This window comes from Levilactobacillus humaensis (assembly GCF_024345185.1).
Lineage (GTDB): Bacteria > Bacillota > Bacilli > Lactobacillales > Lactobacillaceae > Levilactobacillus > Levilactobacillus humaensis.
The window spans coordinates 33361-52756 of record NZ_BROB01000016.1 but is presented as its reverse complement, the minus strand read 5'-3'; the positions used below and the strand labels follow the sequence as shown (position 1 = coordinate 52756).

Here is a 19396-nt window from a genome sequence, read left to right as displayed (position 1 = left end):
CGTTATTTCACCTACTCTTTCGTGCGTGGGTCGAATGCATCGCGTAACCCGTCACCCAGAAGGTTAAAGGCTAACATGATGATACATAGGACCAAGGCTGGCCACCACATCTGGTAAGGCAAGAACTGGAAGTTCTTTTGCCCATCGTTCAACAGGGTCCCGAGGGAAGCCTGTGGCGAAGAAATCCCGATCCCAATGTAGGACAAGGTTGCTTCGAAGAAGATGGCACTTGGAATGGTGAACATCGTGTTGATGATAATGACACTCGAGAGATTTGGCAACAGGTGCTTGAAGGCAATCTTTAGGGAACTCTCCCCCAAGGTTCGTGCCGCCAAGATGTATTCTTGTTCCTTAATCTCCAACGTTTGCGCTCGGACGAGTCGGGCCATGTTGGTCCATGACGTCAACGCAATTGCGATGATAATCGACAGCATCCCAGGCTTTAAGATCAGGATTAACAAGACGATAACCACCAGGTTAGGGATGGACAGGATAATTTCAATAATCCGTTGCATGAAGGTATCCACGCGGCCACCCTTCCAACCGGAGAAGATCCCGTAGGTTACCCCGATGGTCAGGTCAAACAACGTTGCCACTAAGGCAATAATTAGAGAAATCCGCGTCCCGTAGAGTACCCGGGAGAGCAGGTCACGACCTAAGTAGTCGGTCCCCATCAAGTAGTGAGCACCAGTAGCTCCGGCCTGCTTGTAAGCGTCGATCCGTTGGCCAGCCTGAACCAGCGTCCCATTAAAGCCGTTAATGCCGATGCCAGGAATCTTAGACGGCAAGTTCGCATACTCTGGATGAACTTGGTTCGGATCGTGTGGTGAAACGATGGCTGAGCCAAAAGCGAAGATGAAGATCAACGCCAAGAGAATCAAGGATACCCAAGCACCCTTGTTCTTCTTGAGTCGACGCCAGGCATCTTGCATAAATGTCAGTGAAGGCGCCGCGATCTTTTCGCTATCTAACGCAGCCCGATCGTCGGCCGACATTGGCTTGAAGCTATCTGCTGGAAGTTTTGCTGTATCTGCCATTTATTTACCTCCTAGTTAGCTTTCCCCGTGAGTCGAATCCGTGGGTCAACGATTCCGTAAAGGATATCGGTGAACAACAGGACGACACACAGCATGAATGAATAGATAATGGTTAAGCCCATGATGGTTGGGTAGTCATTGGTCAAGACGGACTTGACGAATTGTTCCCCAATCCCAGGGATAGAGAAGATGTTTTCCACAACCATGGACCCGGTCATGATGTTAACCGCTAAAGGCCCCACAATGGTAATTAGCGGAATCAGACTGTTTCGTAAGGCATGGTGGTAGATAACCCCCATCCGGCTGAGCCCTTTGGCTTTTGCCAGTTCAATGTAATCGGAACTGAGTACGTCAACCATTTCCGTTCGAACGAACCGCGCCGATTCGGCTAACGGTGTCGCGCCTAACGCCAGGGTTGGGAGCACCGTGTAGATGAAGCCACCCCATTCGGCGATTGGGAAGAGCTGGGCCTTTAACCCCAAGTAGTATTGGAGTAAGACCGCAAGAACGAAGGAAGGAATTGAAATCCCCAGAATTGACACCACCGTAGTGGTCGTATCAACCCAAGTGTTTTGCCGCATAGCTCCGATGGCGCCGACCAAGATTCCCAGAACAACCCCAACAACCATGGCTTGCAGCCCAATCTGTAAGGATGGTCCGATCCGACTAGAAAGCAGGTAGGATACGGGTTGATCGCTGAATTGGAAGGACGTTCCAAAGTCCCCTTTGACAGCCCCTGCTAAGTAAAGCAGGTATTGCTGCCATTCTGGCTTGTCCAAACCATATTGCTTGTAGATTAAGGCAATTTGGCTCTGTGAGAGCTTGGCTTGGTTGGTCAAGGGAGTCCCTGGTAACAACTTCATCAGGAAGAATGTGACGGTAATAACGATGAATAAGGTCAGGATCAGATAAAAGATCCGCTTTGCTAGGTACTTTGCCATTTGTTTACCTCTCAATCAGTAGACTTATTCGTTACCGTTAAGTTGTTAAGCTTAACAAGAATTAGTTGAAAACAACAAGACGATAAATGATTGCTAAATATCGAAAAGTAAGGACTAACAGTCTCGTTAATCCTTACTCCCCGATGAAACTATCACGATTGGTTCTATAACGTAATGACTAATTTAAATGAAATTATTTGGCAATGTAAGCTTTACTGAAGTCCCAGTTAGCGCCGGTTGGGAAGTAGATAACACCCTTGACGTTAGACTTGACCAGTTGTGATTTCCCTTGTTGGTACAGTGGGATGATCCCTTGGTCCTTCAATAACGTCTTCTGTGCGTCAACCAAATCGGTCCAACGAGCAGCTTCATTGTTGGCATCTTTGCCATCAGCAGCGGCAATATCCTTGTCGTATGAAGCATTGACCCATTTCCCACGGTTGTAGGAATTGGTCTTGGTGAACATTTCCAGGAAGGAGATAGCATCTGGGTAATCAGCACCCCAGCCAGAAACAACGGCTTGGAACTGACCGTTTTCGGAACGGCTCAACCGCGTCTTGAATGGGAGACTTTGGTTGGTAACCTTGATGTTGCCTAACTTCGACCATTGACTTTGAACGAATTCCAAGGTGTTCTTAGCAGCTGGCGTATCGTCAGCCGTTAACGTTAAGTCGTAGCTTGAACGACCAGTTTCCTTCAAGGCTTCTTTCCAAAGCTTTTTGGCTTTGGTCAAATCAGTGGAAGTGGCTTCTGGAACGGCGGAAGCGGTGTTGAAGTCCTTACCCTTGTATGACATCAACCCAGTTGAGACCAACCCCTTAGCTTCTGAGGAGCCATCGGCTAAGACCTTGTTCACAAATTGTTTCCGGTTGATAGCCAATGATAAGGCTTGACGGGCCTTCTTGTTCTTCATCATACTGTCTTTCCGTTGGTTCAATTCAATGTAGAACGTCGAAGCCCCCTTCCGTTCAACGTATTGTTTATCGTGCTTGTAGTTCTTCGGTTGTTGACCACTCAAGTAAGTGGCATCCAGTTTCCCGCTTTGGTATTGACTCAAAGAGGTTTGTGGATCCTTCACCGTCTTAAAGTTGATCTTCTTTAGTTTAACATTCTTTGCATTCCAGTACTTACTGTTTTTACTTAACGTCCAGTTATCTGATGTCCCAGTCCAGTAGGTTAACTTGAATGGTCCGTTGTAAACGTTGTCCTGAGCGTTCGTGGCGTACTTTTTACCGTACTTCTGAACGACCGTCTTGTTCTGTGGGAAGAACATTGGGCTAGCGGCTAAGGATGGGAAGTAATCCGTCGCTTGCGTTAAGGTCACAACCAACTTGTAATCACCAACAGCTTTGACCCCTAAGCTAGAAACAGCTTTTTTACTGGTCATGATTTCATTGGCATTTTTAACCGGCGCATACATGTAGGCGTATTGGGAAGCTGTCTTCGGGTTCACAGTGCGTTGCCAGGCATAAACGAAATCCTTGGCGGTAACTTTGTCCCCGTTGCTCCAGTTAGATTTACGTAAATTGAAGGTGTAGGTTTTGCCGTCTTTAGAAACCTTGTAACTCTTGGCAACCCCAGGATGAACGCTACTGTTCTTACCGAACCGTAACAGACCTTCACCAGTGTTGTTAAGCGTTTCGCCCGAAACGACGTCGGTGGCGGTGGCGGAATCCATAGATGGTAAAGCAGAGGCTTCCATCCAGTTTAACGTTTGTTTACTTGCTTCACTTGAACTGCTCGACGATGACCCACAGGCCGCAAGGATTACTGCGGCGAAAGTAGCCACCGTCCCCAGTTTGACTGCCGATTTGACTTTCATAAATCCAACCCCTTTATGTGTAGTTGTGATATAAATTGATAGCCTCAAATTTGATGTTTCCAATTGTATATTAGAATACGATTAAAATCAATGCCAAATATTAATTTAAACTAACGAATTACTTGCAAATGCCGGTATAACAGGCTTTAAAATGGCAAATTAAAATTAAATTACACATTTCTCTCATATTCAGATAACTTTTTGGTAACGTTTTCATCAGTTTCTTCCTATTATAGGTTAAGTATTTAACCCAGTCGGTCGACCCTGCAACAACCGCTATTTGAAACCGTCACCTCATTATCCTGAGGACCAAAAAGGTGGGAATCAGCGAACACGCCGATTTCCACCTTTCCTGTTTAATTTTTACTTGCTAATGTAGGCTCTACTGAAGTCCCAGTTAGAACTTACTGGGAAGTAGATAACACCCTTGACGTTAGACTTGACCAATTGTGGCTTCCCACTTTGAGCAACCGGAATGATCCCTTGGTCCTTCAAAAGAACCTTTTGGGCATCAATCAAGTTCTGCCAACGAGCGGCTGGCTTGTTAGCGTTCTTGGTGGTAGCTTCATCAATCAACTTGTCATATTGACTGTTCTTCCAACGACCATCGTTGTAAGTGTTGTTAGACGTGAACAGTGACAGGTCGGTGATTGGGTCTGGGAAGTCGGCCCCCCAAAGGGTGACAACGGCTTGGAAGTCCCCAGAAGCGGAACGTGACAAACGCGTCTTGTAAGGAATGTTGGCATTCGTGACCTTCAAACCAGACAACTTCGACCATTGACTCTGAACGTATTCGGTCGTGCTCTTACCTTCAGGCGTGTCGTCGGCCGTTAAGGTCAGGTCATAACTCTTGCGACCCGTTTCCTTCAAGGCTTCCTTCCACAACTTCTGCGCCTTAGCAACGTTGTGTTCAGTAGCAGCTGGAATCGTCCCTTGTTGGGCGAAGTCCTTGCCGTTACGGATAGCTAACCCACTGGTAACGATACCAGTAGCCACCTTTGAGCCATCGTCAAGAACCTTGTTGACGAATTGGCTACGGTTCAAGACAAGCGACAGAGCCTGACGAGCCTTGACGTTTTGCATCATGCTATCCTTACGTTGGTTCAGTTCGATGTAAGAAACTCGTGAACTGTTCCGGGCATGGTATTCCTTATCGTGCTTGTAGTTCTTTGGTTGTTGACCACTCAAGTAGATGGCGTCGAGCTTACCACTCTGGTATTGACTCAGTGCCGTCTGCGGATCCTTAACCGCGTTAAACTTAATCTTATGTAACTTCACATGCTTAGCATCCCAGTACTTGTTGTTCTTAGAGAGGGTCCAGTTATCGGAAGTCCCGGTCCAGTAACTCAGCGTAAATGCCCCGTTGTAGACATTGTCCGCAGCGGTCGTGGCGTACTTCTTACCGTACTTTTCAACGACGCTTTGGTTTTGTGGGAAGAATGCTGTCTGAGCAACCAACGTTGGGAAGTAACTAACGGGATGCGTCAAGGTAACCTTAACCTTGTAATCCCCTTCAGCCTTAATTCCTAAGGTCGAGACAGCCTTCTTACCCTTCATAATGGCGTTGGCATTCGCGACATCAGCGTATAAGTAGGCGTATTGTGACCCCGTCTTCGGGTTGACAGTGCGTTGCCACCCATAAACGAAATCTTTTGCGGTAACCTTGTCCCCATTACTCCAGTTGGACTTCCGGAGATTGAACGTATACGTCTTGCCATCCTTGGACTTGCTATAGCTCTTAGCGACACCTGGGTGTGTGCTACTGTTTTTCCCAAACTTCAGTAGACCTTCACCAGTGTTGTTAAGTGTTTCACCGGAAACCACATCGGTTGCCAATGAGTTATCCATGGTGGGTGAGGTAGAACTTTCCATCCAAGTTAAGGTTTGATCCTTGGCCTGGCTGGCACTGCTCGAGGAGTTCCCACAACCTGCTAATGAAACTGCAGCGAGTGTGGCAACGGCTCCTAACGTAATTAATGACCTAGCCTTCATACTAATTCCGACCCCTCTCAATCTTTCATTTCCTCTCGACGTAAACGTCAGGATTCATTGTAGATTATAAAACGGTGAGAATCAACATGTTTTTTTAATTAATTTAATTTACTGGCAAAAAATCAACCGGATTTTGCCCTGCATGTTATACTCAACACAAGGACTTTAAGAGGAGGTCATCTCATGGAAGAAACCCCACGAACACCCGTTATTACGATTGGATTAAACGCTGGTCAGGCCACGTTTGATTACTCGATGACGGAACTTAAAAACTTGGTCGAGGCCAACAACATGACAGTGGTTGAGGAGATTCAACAATCACTCACCAAACCAAATCCCGGAACTTATTTCGGAACTGGGAAAGTTGAAGAATTGGCCGAGATTGTGGCGGATGACGAAGTCAATGTCATCATCGTCAATGACGAACTGACCCCAAGTCAGATTCGTAACTTGGAGAATGGCACCAAGGCCCGCATCATTGATCGGACCGGCCTGATTCTCGAAATTTTCGCTAACCGGGCCCAATCCCGTGAAGCCAAGCTTCAGGTGCAATTGGCCATGCTCCAATACCAGTTACCTCGCCTACACACCAGCGCCTCACAACGACTGGACCAACAGACTGGTAGCGGTGGTGGCGGTGGTTTCACCAACCGTGGTTCCGGTGAATCTCAGACTGAAATGAGTCGGCGGACCATTCAACGGTCCATCAACCACGTCAACCACGAACTCAAGGAAATCAACCAGGCCGCTGCGACTCAGCGGCAACAACGAGAACGCAACCAACTGCCTTCCGTTGCCCTGGTCGGTTACACCAACGCCGGCAAATCAACGTTGATGAATGCCCTAGTTCGTAAATTTGGGAAGAACGAAGACAAACAGGTCTTCGTTAAGGACATGTTGTTCGCAACGCTGGATACCAGTGTGCGGCAACTGGTCTTCCCCGATCAAAAGAAAATGTTGTTGAGCGATACCGTTGGATTCGTCAGCCAGTTGCCAACCCAACTGGTCAAGGCCTTCCGCTCAACGCTGGCCGAGGCTGCCAATGCCGACCTCTTGATTCAGGTTGTCGACTACGCCGACGCCAATAAGGAATCGATGATGGCCACCACTGAGAAGACTTTAATGGACATTGGCGTGACCGACGTGCCCATGATTACCGTCTTCAACAAGGCCGACCTGACCGAAGCCACCTACCCAACCCGGGCCGGTGACCAATTGGTCCTCTCGGCGTTGGATGATGCTTCCTTGGACCTGTTGGTTCAAGCTATCAAGGAGAAAGTCTTCCACAACTACGTCACGGCTAACTTCCTCATCCCCTTCTCTGAGGGTGAAGTGGTCTCTTACCTCAACGAACATGCCCACGTCTTGAGCACGGACTATGTCGAGGATGGGACAGCCATCAAGGTCGAACTCCAACAGGCTGACTTTGACCGTTTCAAGAAATTCGTCGTTACCGAAGAACACAGCTAAATTCGTTTTGTGAGCCATCCTAGCACTTGCTAGGATGGCTTTTTTCTTGTTCTCAATCCCGTTTAGGGATGTACTAAGACAATTAGTCTATCTCCAATATTCGGCTACTTTGGCAGAATCACTCGCCTTACCGGCCGGCAGCTAGGGGCTGGAACGGTGCGAACACAACTTGAAGCCTCGAAACCCACGAGTCTCCAAGCTTGGTTTTCTCCTAAGCCAGCGAGAAGGTCACTCCCTGACTAAGGAGAACGACGCGCCTGAGCCCCTATCTGCCGGCCTCACGGCTTAGGTGGAAGCACCAAGCCAACTTCAGGAGGAAGTCCTTGAAGTCCGTCACTGTGAAAATTGAAGAGCAGTCAAATAGCCATCCCATAACCTAAACGCCAATAAGTCAGACCAACCGGCTACCTGAATGCTCAAGACAATAGCGTCGCTGCCTTTTTTCTTTGTCGCGGTAACGATCAATCTTAGCCGGAGGAGGCCAGGGATGGAGCCGGCCGTGGAGGTGGTGTTAGACCGAGTGATCTTTCTCGGCCTTACACCACGGGCGACTTTGAAGACCCGCGCCCCTGGCGGGGCTTCAAATCGAGCGAGAAGCCCACAGGCTGAAGCGTCCCCACAGCAGGCGTAATCCCTGGCAGCCGCAGGCGGCCAAACTGCACACAACATAACAAAAAGCGCCACACCGAATTTGATTCTCGGTGTGGCGTTCAAATTTAAAATGTTAAGCCTGACGCTTTTCCAAGTGGCGTGCCAGCAATGATAGCAGGTAACAAACCACGAAGTACATGGCGGCAATGGCCACGAACATTGGAATAATGTAATTGGTGTTCTGCCCATAGATAATCTGGGACCGGAACAGCATTTCTGGCAAGAGGATAATCGTCGCCAACGACGTATCCTTAACCAGCGAGATAAATTGACTCACGATCGCTGGAATCATCTTCACCAAAGCCTGTGGCAAGACGATATACCAGAGTCCTTGCCAGTAGGTTAACCCATTGGCTCGAGCCCCTTCCATCTGCCCAGAATCCACGGCTTGAATCCCTGAACGCACAATTTCGGCCAGCATTGTCGATTCGAAGATCGTCATGGCCAGAATTGCCGCTGGAATAATCTCTGGCTTGACCCCCAGGTTGGGTAACCCGAAGTAGGTGAAGAACAGAATCAGAATCAGCGGCAGGTTCCGAATGACATCGATGACGACCCCGACAATGGCGGAGACGTACTTAATCTTGACGTAACGAATGATCCCCAGAATGGCCCCAATAATAAAGCTCCCGATGATAGAAATCACAGAGACTAGCAGTGTGATCCCCAGTCCGCCAAAGAGATAGCGGAGGTTGTCAGGGGAGTAGGCGTTAATAAAGTTTTGTAGCATATCTATTCTCCTCCCCTAAGCTAACCGTTTTTCCAGGTAACGCATGTAGTAACTGATTGGCAACGTGATAACCAAGTAGAGCACCCCAATCGCGGAGTAAGCCGCAATGGTTTGTAGTGAACTCGAAGCAATCACATTCCCCTGATACATCAGGTCAAAGCCACCCACGAAGGCCAGCGTCGAGGAGTTCTTAACCAGGTTCACAAATTGATTACCTAATGGCGGAATAACGTACCGGAAAGCTTGTGGTAACACGATGTAACGCATACTTTGCCAGAAGCTCAGGCCATTGGCCCGGGCCCCTTCCATCTGACCAGGATCCACGGACTTAATCCCCGCCCGCACCGTTTCGGCAATAAAGGAGGACGTATACAACGTCAGTCCAATGGTCCCCGCGGTAAACCCGTTCATCTTGACGACGTACAAGGGAAAAACCACGAAGAAGAACATCGTGATGACCAGTAAGGGAATGTTCCGGAAAATTTCAATGTAGACTCGAGCAATACCCCGAGCAAGCTTGCTGGGAGACTCTTCAAGCAGAGCGAAGAACGTTCCGATGATGAGGCTAAGGACCAAGGCAATCAGACTACATAACAGTGTCTGACCCAAGCCATACAAGAGCGTTCCCCCGTAGTTTTGAAAGATACTAATCATTCTTTAGCCGCCTCCTCGTAGTCAAAGCCCTTCACGTTGTGGAACCACTTGTGAAGCAACCGGTTATATTCGCCGTTAGCTCGGAGTTCCTTTAAGGCCTTGTTGGTGGCCTTAACGAAGTCTTGTTGGTTCTTATCAACCGCGATGCCGTAAGGTTCAGAGACGAATGTGCCACCCGTGACGACGTAGCCCGGGTTCTGAACGGACATCCCATATAAAATCCCGTTATCGGTCGTTAACGCCTGACCTTGACCAGACTTTAAAGCTGTCATGGCTTGCGCATAGTCAGTCAATTGGAGTACCTTGGCATTCGGCGCAACCTTAGCAACATTTTCAACGGAGTCGGATCCAACCACCCCAAGGACAGTGCCCTTCTCATGGTTTAAATCCTTCACATTTTTAATCGAACTGCCCTTCTTCACCAGGAGCGATTGTCCGGCAAAGAAGTAGGTGTTTGAGAAATCGACCTGTTTACGCCGCTCTGGCGTATTGGTCATCGTGGCCATAATGGCATCGATATTCCCATTCTTTAACATGGGCATCCGCGTCGAACTCGTCACTTGAATGAACTTGGCCTTAGCATTCTTACCCAGCATCTGCTTGGTTAAGGCGTTGGCCAGATCCACTTCAAAACCTTTAATCTTGCCATCCTTGGTGTCAAGAAGCCCGAACAACCGGGTATCGGCCTTCACACCCCACGTAATGGTCTTGGACTGTTGATCCGTGTGCCACACATTTCGTGACGACAACGGCTTACTCCCGCAGGCCGTCACCGTCACCGTGAGGGCAGTCAGGGCAACCAGCAGGCCCAGACGACGAATTAATCTTTTCATTTCGATATCCCCCCAACTAATGAGTCAAAATCTTACTTAAGAATTGACGAGCCCGTTCATTGGTTGGCTGGCCATCGAAGAATTGTTCCTTAGTGTCGTCTTCCAGAACACGGCCGTCCGCCATGAAGATTACTCGGTTGGCCACTTCACGAGCGAAGCCCATTTCATGAGTCACGACAAGCGACGTCATACTGGAGTCACGGGCAATGGATTTCATAACATTTAACACATCATCAATCATTTCTGGGTCCAAGGCACTGGTTGGTTCGTCGAACAGTAAACACTTCGGCTTCATCGCCAGGGATCGCGCAATGGCAATTCGTTGTTGTTGCCCCCCGGAAAGTTGGGAAGGCATCTTTGGGGCTTGGTCAGCCAGGCCCACTCGGTCGAGCATCTCCATGGCGACCTTCTTGTTCTCTGCTTCCTCTCGGTGCAACACAATTCGTGGGGCTAACATAATGTTTTCCAAAATGGTCTTGTTGGCATAGAGATTAAAGTGTTGGAACACCATCCCCACGTTCTTGCGAATTCGGTTCATATCCGTCTTGGGGTTGGCAAGGTCTTGACCGTTAACGATCAATTGCCCGTGACGAATAGATTCCAGCCCGTTGACAGTCCGGATCAGCGTCGATTTTCCTGAACCGGAAGGACCAATCAACACAACCGTTTCACCGGCCTCAATCGTCAAATTAATATTGTGCAGCGCGTGGAAGTCACCGTAATACTTTTCCACGTTGTGAAATTCAATCATTGACATAAGCTTTTCCCCCTGCTTGATTAATCGCATTTTTAAAAAATTGTTTCGGCTTACATGAATACTTATGCAAACAGATTATCCATCAAGTTACACCGTCACAAACTGAATTCAGCGGCGTCCCATCAACCCTCTCGACGATCGTCTTTATCCGCGTCGTAACCTGAATTGATTAGGGTCTAATGCAAAGTTTAAACCAAAAAAATAACCCGGTCAAAACAAACACTTCCAGTATGGGGACCCCCGAAAAAAGTTTAGGCCGCTTAATATTAGATGTACCAAGGATTTTCTTCGTAACCGAGTCCCCTGAAAAAATAAATGTCTTGACGCGTCGTTTGGACAGAATATGACTTAATTGCCAGTCGTTATAGAAAAAGGACCTTCCAGCTAAATTTAGCCGGAAGGTCCTTACTGTTTCGTTATGCTATTGAACTTTCAATGTCACCCCTAGTGATGGTAACGTGACGTCCGCGTCATTGGTTCCGACTCACGGGTCGGCGTGACCGGTGACGCCTCGCGGGTAACCCGCGAGGTCGTCGTTGGCGTTGACCCTTGGTGCTTATAGGCCAATTGCACGGCTACTTGGAAATCATTGTCCTGTTCAATCAGACTCGTCCGACCGAGAACCTTGAAAGGACCGCCGACCAGTGTGGCATTGGCCAGGTACAATTCAATCTGGTCCTGAACATCGGCCACCTGTTGGAGACCAACCGTTGCGACAGTTCCGACTCGTTGCTTCTCCGCCTGGTTAATCCCGGCGTAGACCACGAGTTGCTTGCCTTCGGTCTGCATCTCAAAGTAGGGAATCAGGACACCTGGTCCCGAAGCGTAAACCGGCTTCCCAAGTTTACGAACTTGATCGGTAATCTCCCGGTCACCGAGGCCAGAGTAATCCAGCTGCATCAGCTGATTCTGCTGCAACCGAGTGGCCAAGTTTTGAATATTCTGCAATTCGATTGTGGATGATGACAATTTCCCGGGTAATATCTTTTTTTCGTCAAAATACCCATTGGCTGGAATGTTGCGCCCCCCAATGACTGGCTTACCCGTTTCCAGGTCGGCGTCCTTGGGCTTCATGTGCAACCACTTCTCAATCTTCGGTGAGATGTCGAAGGGTGCCTTCTTCTTGGTGAAGTAGTACATCGTATTGAGATAAACGAAGTAGAGCATGACAACGGCAATCGCCAGAATTAACAATCCCCAGAAAGGATGGCCATTTTGGAGATAACGGAACCCAATGTAGAACAGGTAGAGATTACCTAGGGCCCCGAGCACCGTGTATATGCGGTTCTTCAGCTTAACACTCACGTTGATATAACCTAAGTAGTGGTTAATCATGTCTAGAAAACTAAGCATTATCGGTCCCCCTTTCTGTCTTATTCACCCGTATCAGTCGTCCCACTGTAAGTGTGAGAACTCTGGGTGGTCGTATCATTAGCGGTATCACCAGAAGTGCCTGTCGTATCATCAGTAGTGTCACTAGTGCTTGACGAGGTCGTCGATGAAGACGTTGTCCCGGTATTGCCAGTCGTCGTGCCATGTGAGCTCTCCGTCTCGGATGTGTTATCCGCGGAAGAACTCTGCGTGGTCGTCGATGAACTACTGCTGCTACTGCTTTCATCGGATGACTCGCTACTGCTAGAAGAATCCGAATTTTTCTTTTTCGAACTGTCGTCGCTTTCCTTTTTCTTGGAACTCGTCGACGAGTTCGACACAACTGAAGAGGTCTGCGAAGTTCGCGTCGCCCCTTCATTCGTCTTGGTGACCGAGTTGGTAACCACATTGGTCGCACCCAAAGCCAAGGCCATTGAGACCAAGGCAAATGGCGTGATAAATGGTGGTGTGCGGTATGCCATGTCGTCATCCTCCCTTCACAATTACTCGTTGCATTCATTATCCCACGTGGAACTCAAAAATCTCTCAAGTTTCTCTTAATTTTTAGCTAAACTCTCGGTAGTCACACCGGCCATCTTGCAATCGGCACAGAGACCATAGAGTTCGAAACTGTGCCCCGTCACCTCACACCCTGGCAGTTGGTCCGTGAAGAACGCCATTGGGCACATTTGAAGCTCCGTAACCTTCCCACAGTTCTGACAAATGAAGTGGTGATGATGCGAGTGTTGGGCATCACACTGATACTTAACCCGGGCGCGTTCCTGTTCCGTGTTCTGCTCAACAATGCCAACTTCCTCGAACTCCTTCAGGTTGCGGTAGACGGTGTTATGGCTCATCCCTGGGAACTCGGTGCGCATGTACGCATCGACGGTCACCACATCGGTATAATGGCTCTGATTAGTCAACAAAAACTCTAACAGCGCGTGCCGTTGTTTGGTTAACTTCAACTTATTCTTTCTTAAAACAGCCACAGCGGCGTTTAATGACTCTGCCATGATGGGCGGCCTCCTTCTCAAATTTAGTCCGAATTCCTTGCTAGTGTCGCATATCTCAGGGATAAACTCAACCGAATCGCTTAGTCCTCCTGAAGCGTCCGCATCAGGTTCGCCAACTTGACCTTGGTCTGTGACCAATTGTCATTGTTGATCTGAATAACTCGTCCCTGTAAGGCTAATGGCATCGTCAGATCACGCCGATACTCGGCACTGGCGAAACGTTGTTTGACCATCAATTGGTCATCCCCACGGCGCGTCACCCGGTGCATCAGTGACTCGGGATCACTTACCGTTAAGAACAGAACAACAGCCTCATCACCTAGCTGTTCCTGATAAGTCACCGCACCCTTGGAATCAAGGACAATGGCCACGAATTGCGCACGATTAAAACCATCAGCCAGACCTTCACGAGACGAGCCGTACTGGTAGCCGGCGTAACGAACCGATTCCAAATAATGGTTCTGTTCAAAGCTCTCGGTCGTCTCGAAATAGTAGTCGCGCCCATCAACTTCTCCCAGACGAGGTGGCCGCGTCGTATGCGTGATCACTTTAGTAACTGGAAAGTGTTCCACGAGGTAGTCCTGGACCGTGGTCTTCCCAGTCCCCGTTGCCCCAGTAATGACCAACACCTTATTTGCCATGTGTCGACCCCACTAGGTAGTCGTTGGCCTGATCCAATAATCCCTTAAGATTATCGAACGTCAGCCGTTCACGAGCCTCGTTGTATGGTAACCAAGCCGTCTCACTGATTTCAATTTTTTGCCGGTCAATCACCACATCGGTTGACACCTCCGCGGTAAACAGCACCACGTGTTTGTGGTGACCATTGGCCATATCGTAATCGAGGTCGGCATGGAATTCCGTGGCAACCGCAACTTCTAATGCTGTCTCCTCGCGAATCTCCCGTTGGGCCGTGGCGACATCGGTTTCCTGACCCTCGACGTGGCCCTTAGGAAACCCCCAGAAGTCACTGGTGGCACTCTTTAATAATAAATAATAGGGCACACCAGCACGGCGCTGGTAAACCACAGCGCCACTTGCGCGTTCAGTAATCATGACTAGCGTTCCTCCTCGTTATTAGTTCTGTTCTATTTTAGCCCGAAAGTCCCCTGAACGGAAAGGTTTTCCGCTGCATTTTTCAAAACAACCGCCAACTCTCATTGACTTTTAATTTAAGTCTAGGGTACACTATCCGAGATATCACCATTAATTAAGGAGGCTTCTTATGGCTATTTCGCGAATTTTCCGCCGCGAACGCTTAGATAATTATTTAGAAAGTGACCAACACTTTGCCAAAACCATGTCGGCAAAGGACTTGATGTCACTGGGTATTGGGGCGGTGATTGGAACCGGGATCTTCATTCTCCCCGGCACCATCGCGGCCCAATACAGCGGACCGGGAATCGTGTTGTCTTTTCTCCTCGCCGCGATCGTCTGTTCCACTGCGGCGATGTGCTACGCCGAATTTGCCTCCGTCTTACCGGTCGCCGGATCCGCCTATTCCTACGGGAACCTGGTCTTCGGCGAAATCATCGGCTGGGTCCTCGGGTGGGCCCTCATTCTGGAATATGTGCTCGCCGTGGCGGCGGTTGCCAATTCCTTCGGAGCGTATTTCAATTCTCTCCTGAAGGGGTTCCACCTGGCCTTGCCAACGGCTGTAACCGGACCCTATGACCCGGCTCACGGCACCTATGGCAACATTATTGCCATTCTCGTGGTCTTCCTGATTAGCTGGCTACTCAGCCGGGGCATGCGCGAATCGATGCGGATTAACAACGTCATCGTCATCGTGAAAATTGCCATTATTATTCTTTTCGTCCTGGTTGGGATCTTCTACGTCAAGCCAGCTAACTGGCATCCCTTCGCGCCCTTTGGAACCAAGGGAATTCTCCGCGGTGCCTCGACCGTCTTCTTTGCCTATCTCGGTTTCGACGTCGTTTCGGCCTCGGCCGCCGAGGTTAAGAATCCCAAGAAGAATATGCCAATTGGGATCATCGGGACCCTCATCGTGGCCTCTGTGCTCTACATGCTGGTCGCCGTGGTTCTCACCGGGATGGTGCACTACACCCGGCTCAACGTGGCCGACCCCGTCGCCTTTGCCCTGACCCTGGTTCATCAGGATTGGACGTCTGGGATTATCTCACTGGGCGCCCTCGCGGGGATGTTTACCATGATGGTCACCATGATTTACAGTTCGTCCCGGCTGATCTACTCGATCGGTCGCGACGGCCTGTTACCCAAATTTCTCGGCAAGATCGACGATGAAACGGGAACGCCTCGCAACAGTCTCGCCGTGATTACCGTGGTCATTGCCCTGCTCGGGGGCTTCGTTCCCCTGGCCCAGCTGACCAACTTGGTTAACATCGGCACGCTGGTGGCGTTTCTCTTCGTTTCCTTTGGGATTCTGCGGCTCCGGCACCTCAAGGGACTGCCCCAGAACTCTGGGTTCAAGGTTCCCCTCTATCCCGTCTTACCCATTATCTCGGGACTCCTGTGTTTCGGCATGATGCTTCAATTACCCGCCGAAACCTGGATTGCATCATCCATTTGGTTTGCGCTTGGCCTGGTGATTTACTTCAGCTATGGATTACATCACAGCCGCTTAAATGATCAGGATTAAAATTAGTTAGTCAGACTTTAGAAAAGGTAGGCGATCGTTTTGCGTAATCAACAGTTTGCTATTCGACCGACGCAGCCGGCGGAAGCCCTGCGCGAGCTCGAAGAGATTCACTTTTTAACGACGGACAATCAGGATTTAACCAGTCCTACCGCCCTGCTCCTAAACTTCTATGACTTAAGTTGGCCCGAATATCAGGACCACGCCAGTGTCACCGCCCAGTTAGCCAATCTCATGGCCACCCCGGACGAAGATGGTTGGACGTACCTGACCACCCACGACACATTACCCGTCACAGTGTTCTACAACCTGGCTCTCCAACGCTTAGGCTTCAGTCCTGAGCTGGACTTCCAGCTAACCGATCCTCTGGCCGCTATGGCTAAGATCCAATTGCCCGTTAGCGGCCATGCCACTGATGACTTCACCGTCAACGAGTTAAAGCAAGCCTGGTATCTGTTGCTAACTACCCATACCAAGAATGGTCAAAGCTTCCTGGACCACCTCACGACGCACGGCTACTTTGCCCCCTTCGTGACCGATCCCAGTGTTCCTAAGCCCTTAATCTTCAACGGTAAGGCCCAGGCCGTCTTCGATACGACCCACCTCATCCGCGAGGTCGTCTACGTCGAAAGTCCGCAAGACACTGACCACGACGGGCACCGTGACCTGTTGAAGGCTGAGATCATTCGTCCAGTCGAAACAGCCACGGGCCTCAAGGTTCCGGTACTCTACACCGCCAGTCCTTACAATCAAGGTACCAACGATGAAGCTGGTGAAGCCTTGACCCACAACGTCAACGTTCCGCTACAGCCCAAGCAACCTCAACAGGTCACCTTGGCTGATTTAGCCACACCAGCCACCGATGCCCTTCCCGACCCGCGTCCAGTAACCACGAGTACGCACACGGCCGTCGAAACCTTCGCGCGAGAACAGTCATATACCTTAAATGACTACTTCTTAGCACGGGGATTCGCCGTGGTTTATGCCGCTGGGATTGGGACCAGGGATTCGGATGGGGTCCGCACCACGGGTGACCCCGAGGAAACGACCTCGACCATTGCCATCATCGAATGGCTAGCCGGCAATCGCACCGCCTTCACCACCCGTGCCGCGACCGAAGCCATCCCCGCTTGGTGGAGCAACCACCAAGTTGCCATGACCGGTCGTTCCTACCTGGGAACCTTGGCCACCGCTGCCGCAACCAGCGGGGTCACGGGGCTCAAGACGATCATCAGTGAAGCCGCTATTTCCAACTGGTATGACTACTACCGTGACGGTGGCTTGGTCATCGCTCCCGGTGGTTTCCCTGGCGAAGACGCCGATGTGTTGGCCGAAGAAACCTTTAGCCGTGAACTCTTGCCCGGTGACTATCACCGTATTCAAGCGAAATGGCAAGCCGATCTGGCTGGCATCACCCATGATCAAGACCGCGCCACTGGAAACTACAACAGTTTCTGGGATGCGCGAAATTACATCAAACACGCGCAGAACATCAAGGCCGACCTGCTCTTGGTTCATGGTCTCAACGACTGGAACGTCAAGCCCCGTAACGTTAACAACCTTTGGAACGCGGTACGCGACCTCCCGGTTACCAAGAAACTCATCCTGCATCAAGGGCAGCACATCTACATCAATGCCTTTCGTTCCATCGACTATACCGACATCGTCAATCTCTGGTTGACCCACGAACTCCTGGGCGTCGATAACCAAGCGGACACCCTCCTGCCAAATGTCATCATTCAGGACAACGTCGAACCCGAAACTTGGCACGCCGCTGCGGATTGGGATAATCCCGCCAACAATGAACGGGTCTTCAACCTCCAACACGATGAACTGGTCGATGCTGGCACGCAGGACCCACAGCCCTACGCCACGAGTTTCAACGACCAACTTCCTGTGGCCCAGTACCATCGCTACACGAAGGACATCGCCGCTTGGCAGAAAGAGTTGCTTGGCGACAAACATAACGACCTCTTTGGTCACCGGCTCATCTTCAAGTCAGCGGTCCTTACCGATGACTTGATCCTAGATGGAAAGCCAACGGTGACCTTACAGGTGGCGGTTAACCAACCTGTTGGTATGCTGAGTTTCCAAGTCGTCGACTATGGTGAAGCGGCCCGCTTAGGCGTCAGCCCAACCATTCTTGCCCGCAAGGCGCTCGATGAGGGCTATCGCTGGCGTGAAGACGACCTGCGTGAATTCCAGCTGGCCGCACCGACCCCTTGGAAGATGATTACCAAGGGCCATCGCAACTTGCAGAACCGTACCAACGCCTACCAGATTGACGAACTCAAGCCAAACCAGTTCTACGATCTCACCGTCACCCTGCAACCCACTCACTACAAGTTAGTTGCGGGTCACCAACTTGGCCTGGTCATCTATGCCACTGACTTTGGCATGACGGTGCGTGGCAATCAAGATTTACAATATTCCATCCAGTTGGCCCAGGCCAATTTGGCCATTCCAACCGTCACGGACTAACTTGAATTTACAGGTCACGGTTTCGTAACTAAGATAACAGTGATAAAATAATAATAACTTTATTAGAAACGGGGGCTTTCCCATGAAACAAGGAACCACGATTATCACGCTAGACAACGGCTACCACCTCTGGACCAACACCCAAGGCACTGGTGACATTCACCTGCTCGCCTTACACGGTGGCCCTGGTGGCAACCACGAATACTGGGAAGACACCGCGAAACAATTAGCGAACCAAGGACTCAACGTTCAGGTTCACATGTACGACCAACTCGGGTCCTGGTATTCAGACCAACCCGACTATAGCGACCCAGAGATCGCTAAAAAGTACCTGACTTACGACTACTTCTTAGACGAAGTTGAAGAAGTTCGGCAAAAATTAGGCATCGACCAATTTTATTTGATTGGCCAATCATGGGGTGGCGCATTAGTTCAAATGTACGCTGCTAAGTATGGCCAACACTTAAAGGGTGCCATCATTTCATCCATGGTTGATAACATTGACGAATACGTTGAAAGCATCAACCATATCCGTGAAACGGTACTCTCTGCTGACCAAGTGGCTTACATGCAACAAGTCGAGGCCAACGGAAACTACGACGACGCTAAATACCAGAGCTACGTGGGCATCTTAAACGATGGCTACGTTGACCGGAAAAAGCCAGCCGCTATCTCTCACTTAATCGACACCACGGCAACTGCCGTTTACGGGGCCTTCCAAGGTGACAACGAATTCGTTATCAAGGGTAAGCTCAAGGAATGGAACTTCCGCGAACACCTGAAGGAAATCCAAGTGCCAACGCTCTTGACCTTCGGTGAACACGAAACCATGCCAATTGCCACCGGTAAAAAGATGGCTGAACTCATCCCCCACTCTCGCTTCGTGACGACGCCTGAAGGTGGCCACCACCACATGATTGACAATGCCCCGGTCTACTACGACCATTTGGCAACGTTTATCCGCGACGTGGAATCTGACAACTTCAACGCTTAATCAGGGTCATCTAAAATCCTCATCACTAGT

At 49.9% G+C, this 19396-nt stretch carries 17 protein-coding genes; 4 read left to right on the top strand and 13 right to left on the bottom strand.

The features are described 5' to 3' along the window. Positions 1 to 11: 11 nt before the first annotated feature. The 4 genes from OCU14_RS06490 to OCU14_RS06475 all read right to left on the bottom strand — a co-directional run bounded on the left by OCU14_RS06490 (position 12) and on the right by OCU14_RS06475 (position 5792). Positions 12 to 1037, bottom strand: a complete 1026-nt coding sequence (locus OCU14_RS06490) for an ABC transporter permease (RefSeq protein WP_261810312.1) — start codon at positions 1035 to 1037, stop codon at positions 12 to 14. A gap of 11 nt (positions 1038 to 1048) precedes the next feature. After that, positions 1049 to 1978, bottom strand: coding sequence for an oligopeptide ABC transporter permease (gene opp3b, locus OCU14_RS06485; RefSeq protein ID WP_125546968.1), 930 nt, complete (start codon positions 1976 to 1978; stop codon positions 1049 to 1051). A gap of 193 nt (positions 1979 to 2171) precedes the next feature. Then, positions 2172 to 3800: a peptide ABC transporter substrate-binding protein gene (locus tag OCU14_RS06480; protein ID WP_261810311.1), complete on the bottom strand. Its 1629-nt coding sequence runs from the start codon at positions 3798 to 3800 to the stop codon at positions 2172 to 2174. A 363-nt stretch (positions 3801 to 4163) separates the two neighbouring features. Next, positions 4164 to 5792, bottom strand: a complete 1629-nt coding sequence (locus OCU14_RS06475) for a peptide ABC transporter substrate-binding protein (protein ID WP_261810310.1) — start codon at positions 5790 to 5792, stop codon at positions 4164 to 4166. A 183-nt stretch (positions 5793 to 5975) separates the two neighbouring features. On the opposite strand from OCU14_RS06475, the gene hflX reads away from it, so the two are divergent. Then, on the top strand, positions 5976 to 7262 hold the full coding sequence (gene hflX, locus OCU14_RS06470) for a GTPase HflX (RefSeq protein ID WP_261810309.1): 1287 nt from the start codon (positions 5976 to 5978) through the stop codon (positions 7260 to 7262). Between the two features lie 724 nt (positions 7263 to 7986). Here hflX and OCU14_RS06465 read toward each other — a convergent pair. The 9 genes from OCU14_RS06465 to OCU14_RS06425 all read right to left on the bottom strand — a co-directional run bounded on the left by OCU14_RS06465 (position 7987) and on the right by OCU14_RS06425 (position 14330). Further along, positions 7987 to 8643 carry an amino acid ABC transporter permease gene (locus tag OCU14_RS06465; protein WP_125573869.1) on the bottom strand — a complete coding sequence of 219 codons (657 nt, stop codon included), beginning with the start codon at positions 8641 to 8643 and terminating at the stop codon, positions 7987 to 7989. A 15-nt stretch (positions 8644 to 8658) separates the two neighbouring features. After that, positions 8659 to 9297: an amino acid ABC transporter permease gene (locus OCU14_RS06460; RefSeq protein ID WP_261810308.1), complete on the bottom strand. Its 639-nt coding sequence runs from the start codon at positions 9295 to 9297 to the stop codon at positions 8659 to 8661. Continuing rightward, entirely contained in the window at positions 9294 to 10130 is an 837-nt protein-coding gene (locus OCU14_RS06455) for a transporter substrate-binding domain-containing protein (RefSeq protein ID WP_261810307.1), read from the bottom strand. The genes OCU14_RS06460 and OCU14_RS06455 overlap by 4 nt, the downstream gene beginning before the upstream one ends. Before the next feature lie 16 nt (positions 10131 to 10146). Then, positions 10147 to 10887 carry an amino acid ABC transporter ATP-binding protein gene (locus OCU14_RS06450; protein WP_125573872.1) on the bottom strand — a complete coding sequence of 247 codons (741 nt, stop codon included), beginning with the start codon at positions 10885 to 10887 and terminating at the stop codon, positions 10147 to 10149. A 444-nt stretch (positions 10888 to 11331) separates the two neighbouring features. Next, complete coding sequence (locus OCU14_RS06445) at positions 11332 to 12240, bottom strand: DUF6681 family protein (protein WP_261810306.1); 909 nt, start codon at positions 12238 to 12240, stop codon at positions 11332 to 11334. A 20-nt stretch (positions 12241 to 12260) separates the two neighbouring features. Then, positions 12261 to 12740, bottom strand: coding sequence for a hypothetical protein (locus OCU14_RS06440; RefSeq protein ID WP_261810305.1), 480 nt, complete (start codon positions 12738 to 12740; stop codon positions 12261 to 12263). A gap of 75 nt (positions 12741 to 12815) precedes the next feature. Further along, positions 12816 to 13274, bottom strand: coding sequence for a Fur family transcriptional regulator (locus tag OCU14_RS06435; RefSeq protein ID WP_261810304.1), 459 nt, complete (start codon positions 13272 to 13274; stop codon positions 12816 to 12818). Between the two features lie 80 nt (positions 13275 to 13354). After that, positions 13355 to 13915, bottom strand: coding sequence for a nucleoside/nucleotide kinase family protein (locus tag OCU14_RS06430; protein ID WP_261810303.1), 561 nt, complete (start codon positions 13913 to 13915; stop codon positions 13355 to 13357). Next, the gene (locus OCU14_RS06425) at positions 13905 to 14330 is read right to left on the bottom strand and encodes a bis(5'-nucleosyl)-tetraphosphatase (RefSeq protein WP_261810302.1); all 426 of its coding nucleotides are present in this window, start codon (positions 14328 to 14330) and stop codon (positions 13905 to 13907) included. The genes OCU14_RS06430 and OCU14_RS06425 overlap by 11 nt, the downstream gene beginning before the upstream one ends. Before the next feature lie 169 nt (positions 14331 to 14499). On the opposite strand from OCU14_RS06425, the gene OCU14_RS06420 reads away from it, so the two are divergent. From OCU14_RS06420 to OCU14_RS06410, 3 genes are all read left to right on the top strand, one after another. Further along, positions 14500 to 15894, top strand: coding sequence for an amino acid permease (locus tag OCU14_RS06420; protein WP_261810301.1), 1395 nt, complete (start codon positions 14500 to 14502; stop codon positions 15892 to 15894). Positions 15895 to 15933: 39 nt separating this feature from the next. Beyond that, positions 15934 to 18372, top strand: a complete 2439-nt coding sequence (locus tag OCU14_RS06415) for a Xaa-Pro dipeptidyl-peptidase (protein ID WP_261810300.1) — start codon at positions 15934 to 15936, stop codon at positions 18370 to 18372. Between the two features lie 82 nt (positions 18373 to 18454). Beyond that, the gene (locus tag OCU14_RS06410) at positions 18455 to 19366 is read left to right on the top strand and encodes a proline-specific peptidase family protein (RefSeq protein ID WP_261810299.1); all 912 of its coding nucleotides are present in this window, start codon (positions 18455 to 18457) and stop codon (positions 19364 to 19366) included. Positions 19367 to 19396: the final 30 nt, after the last annotated feature.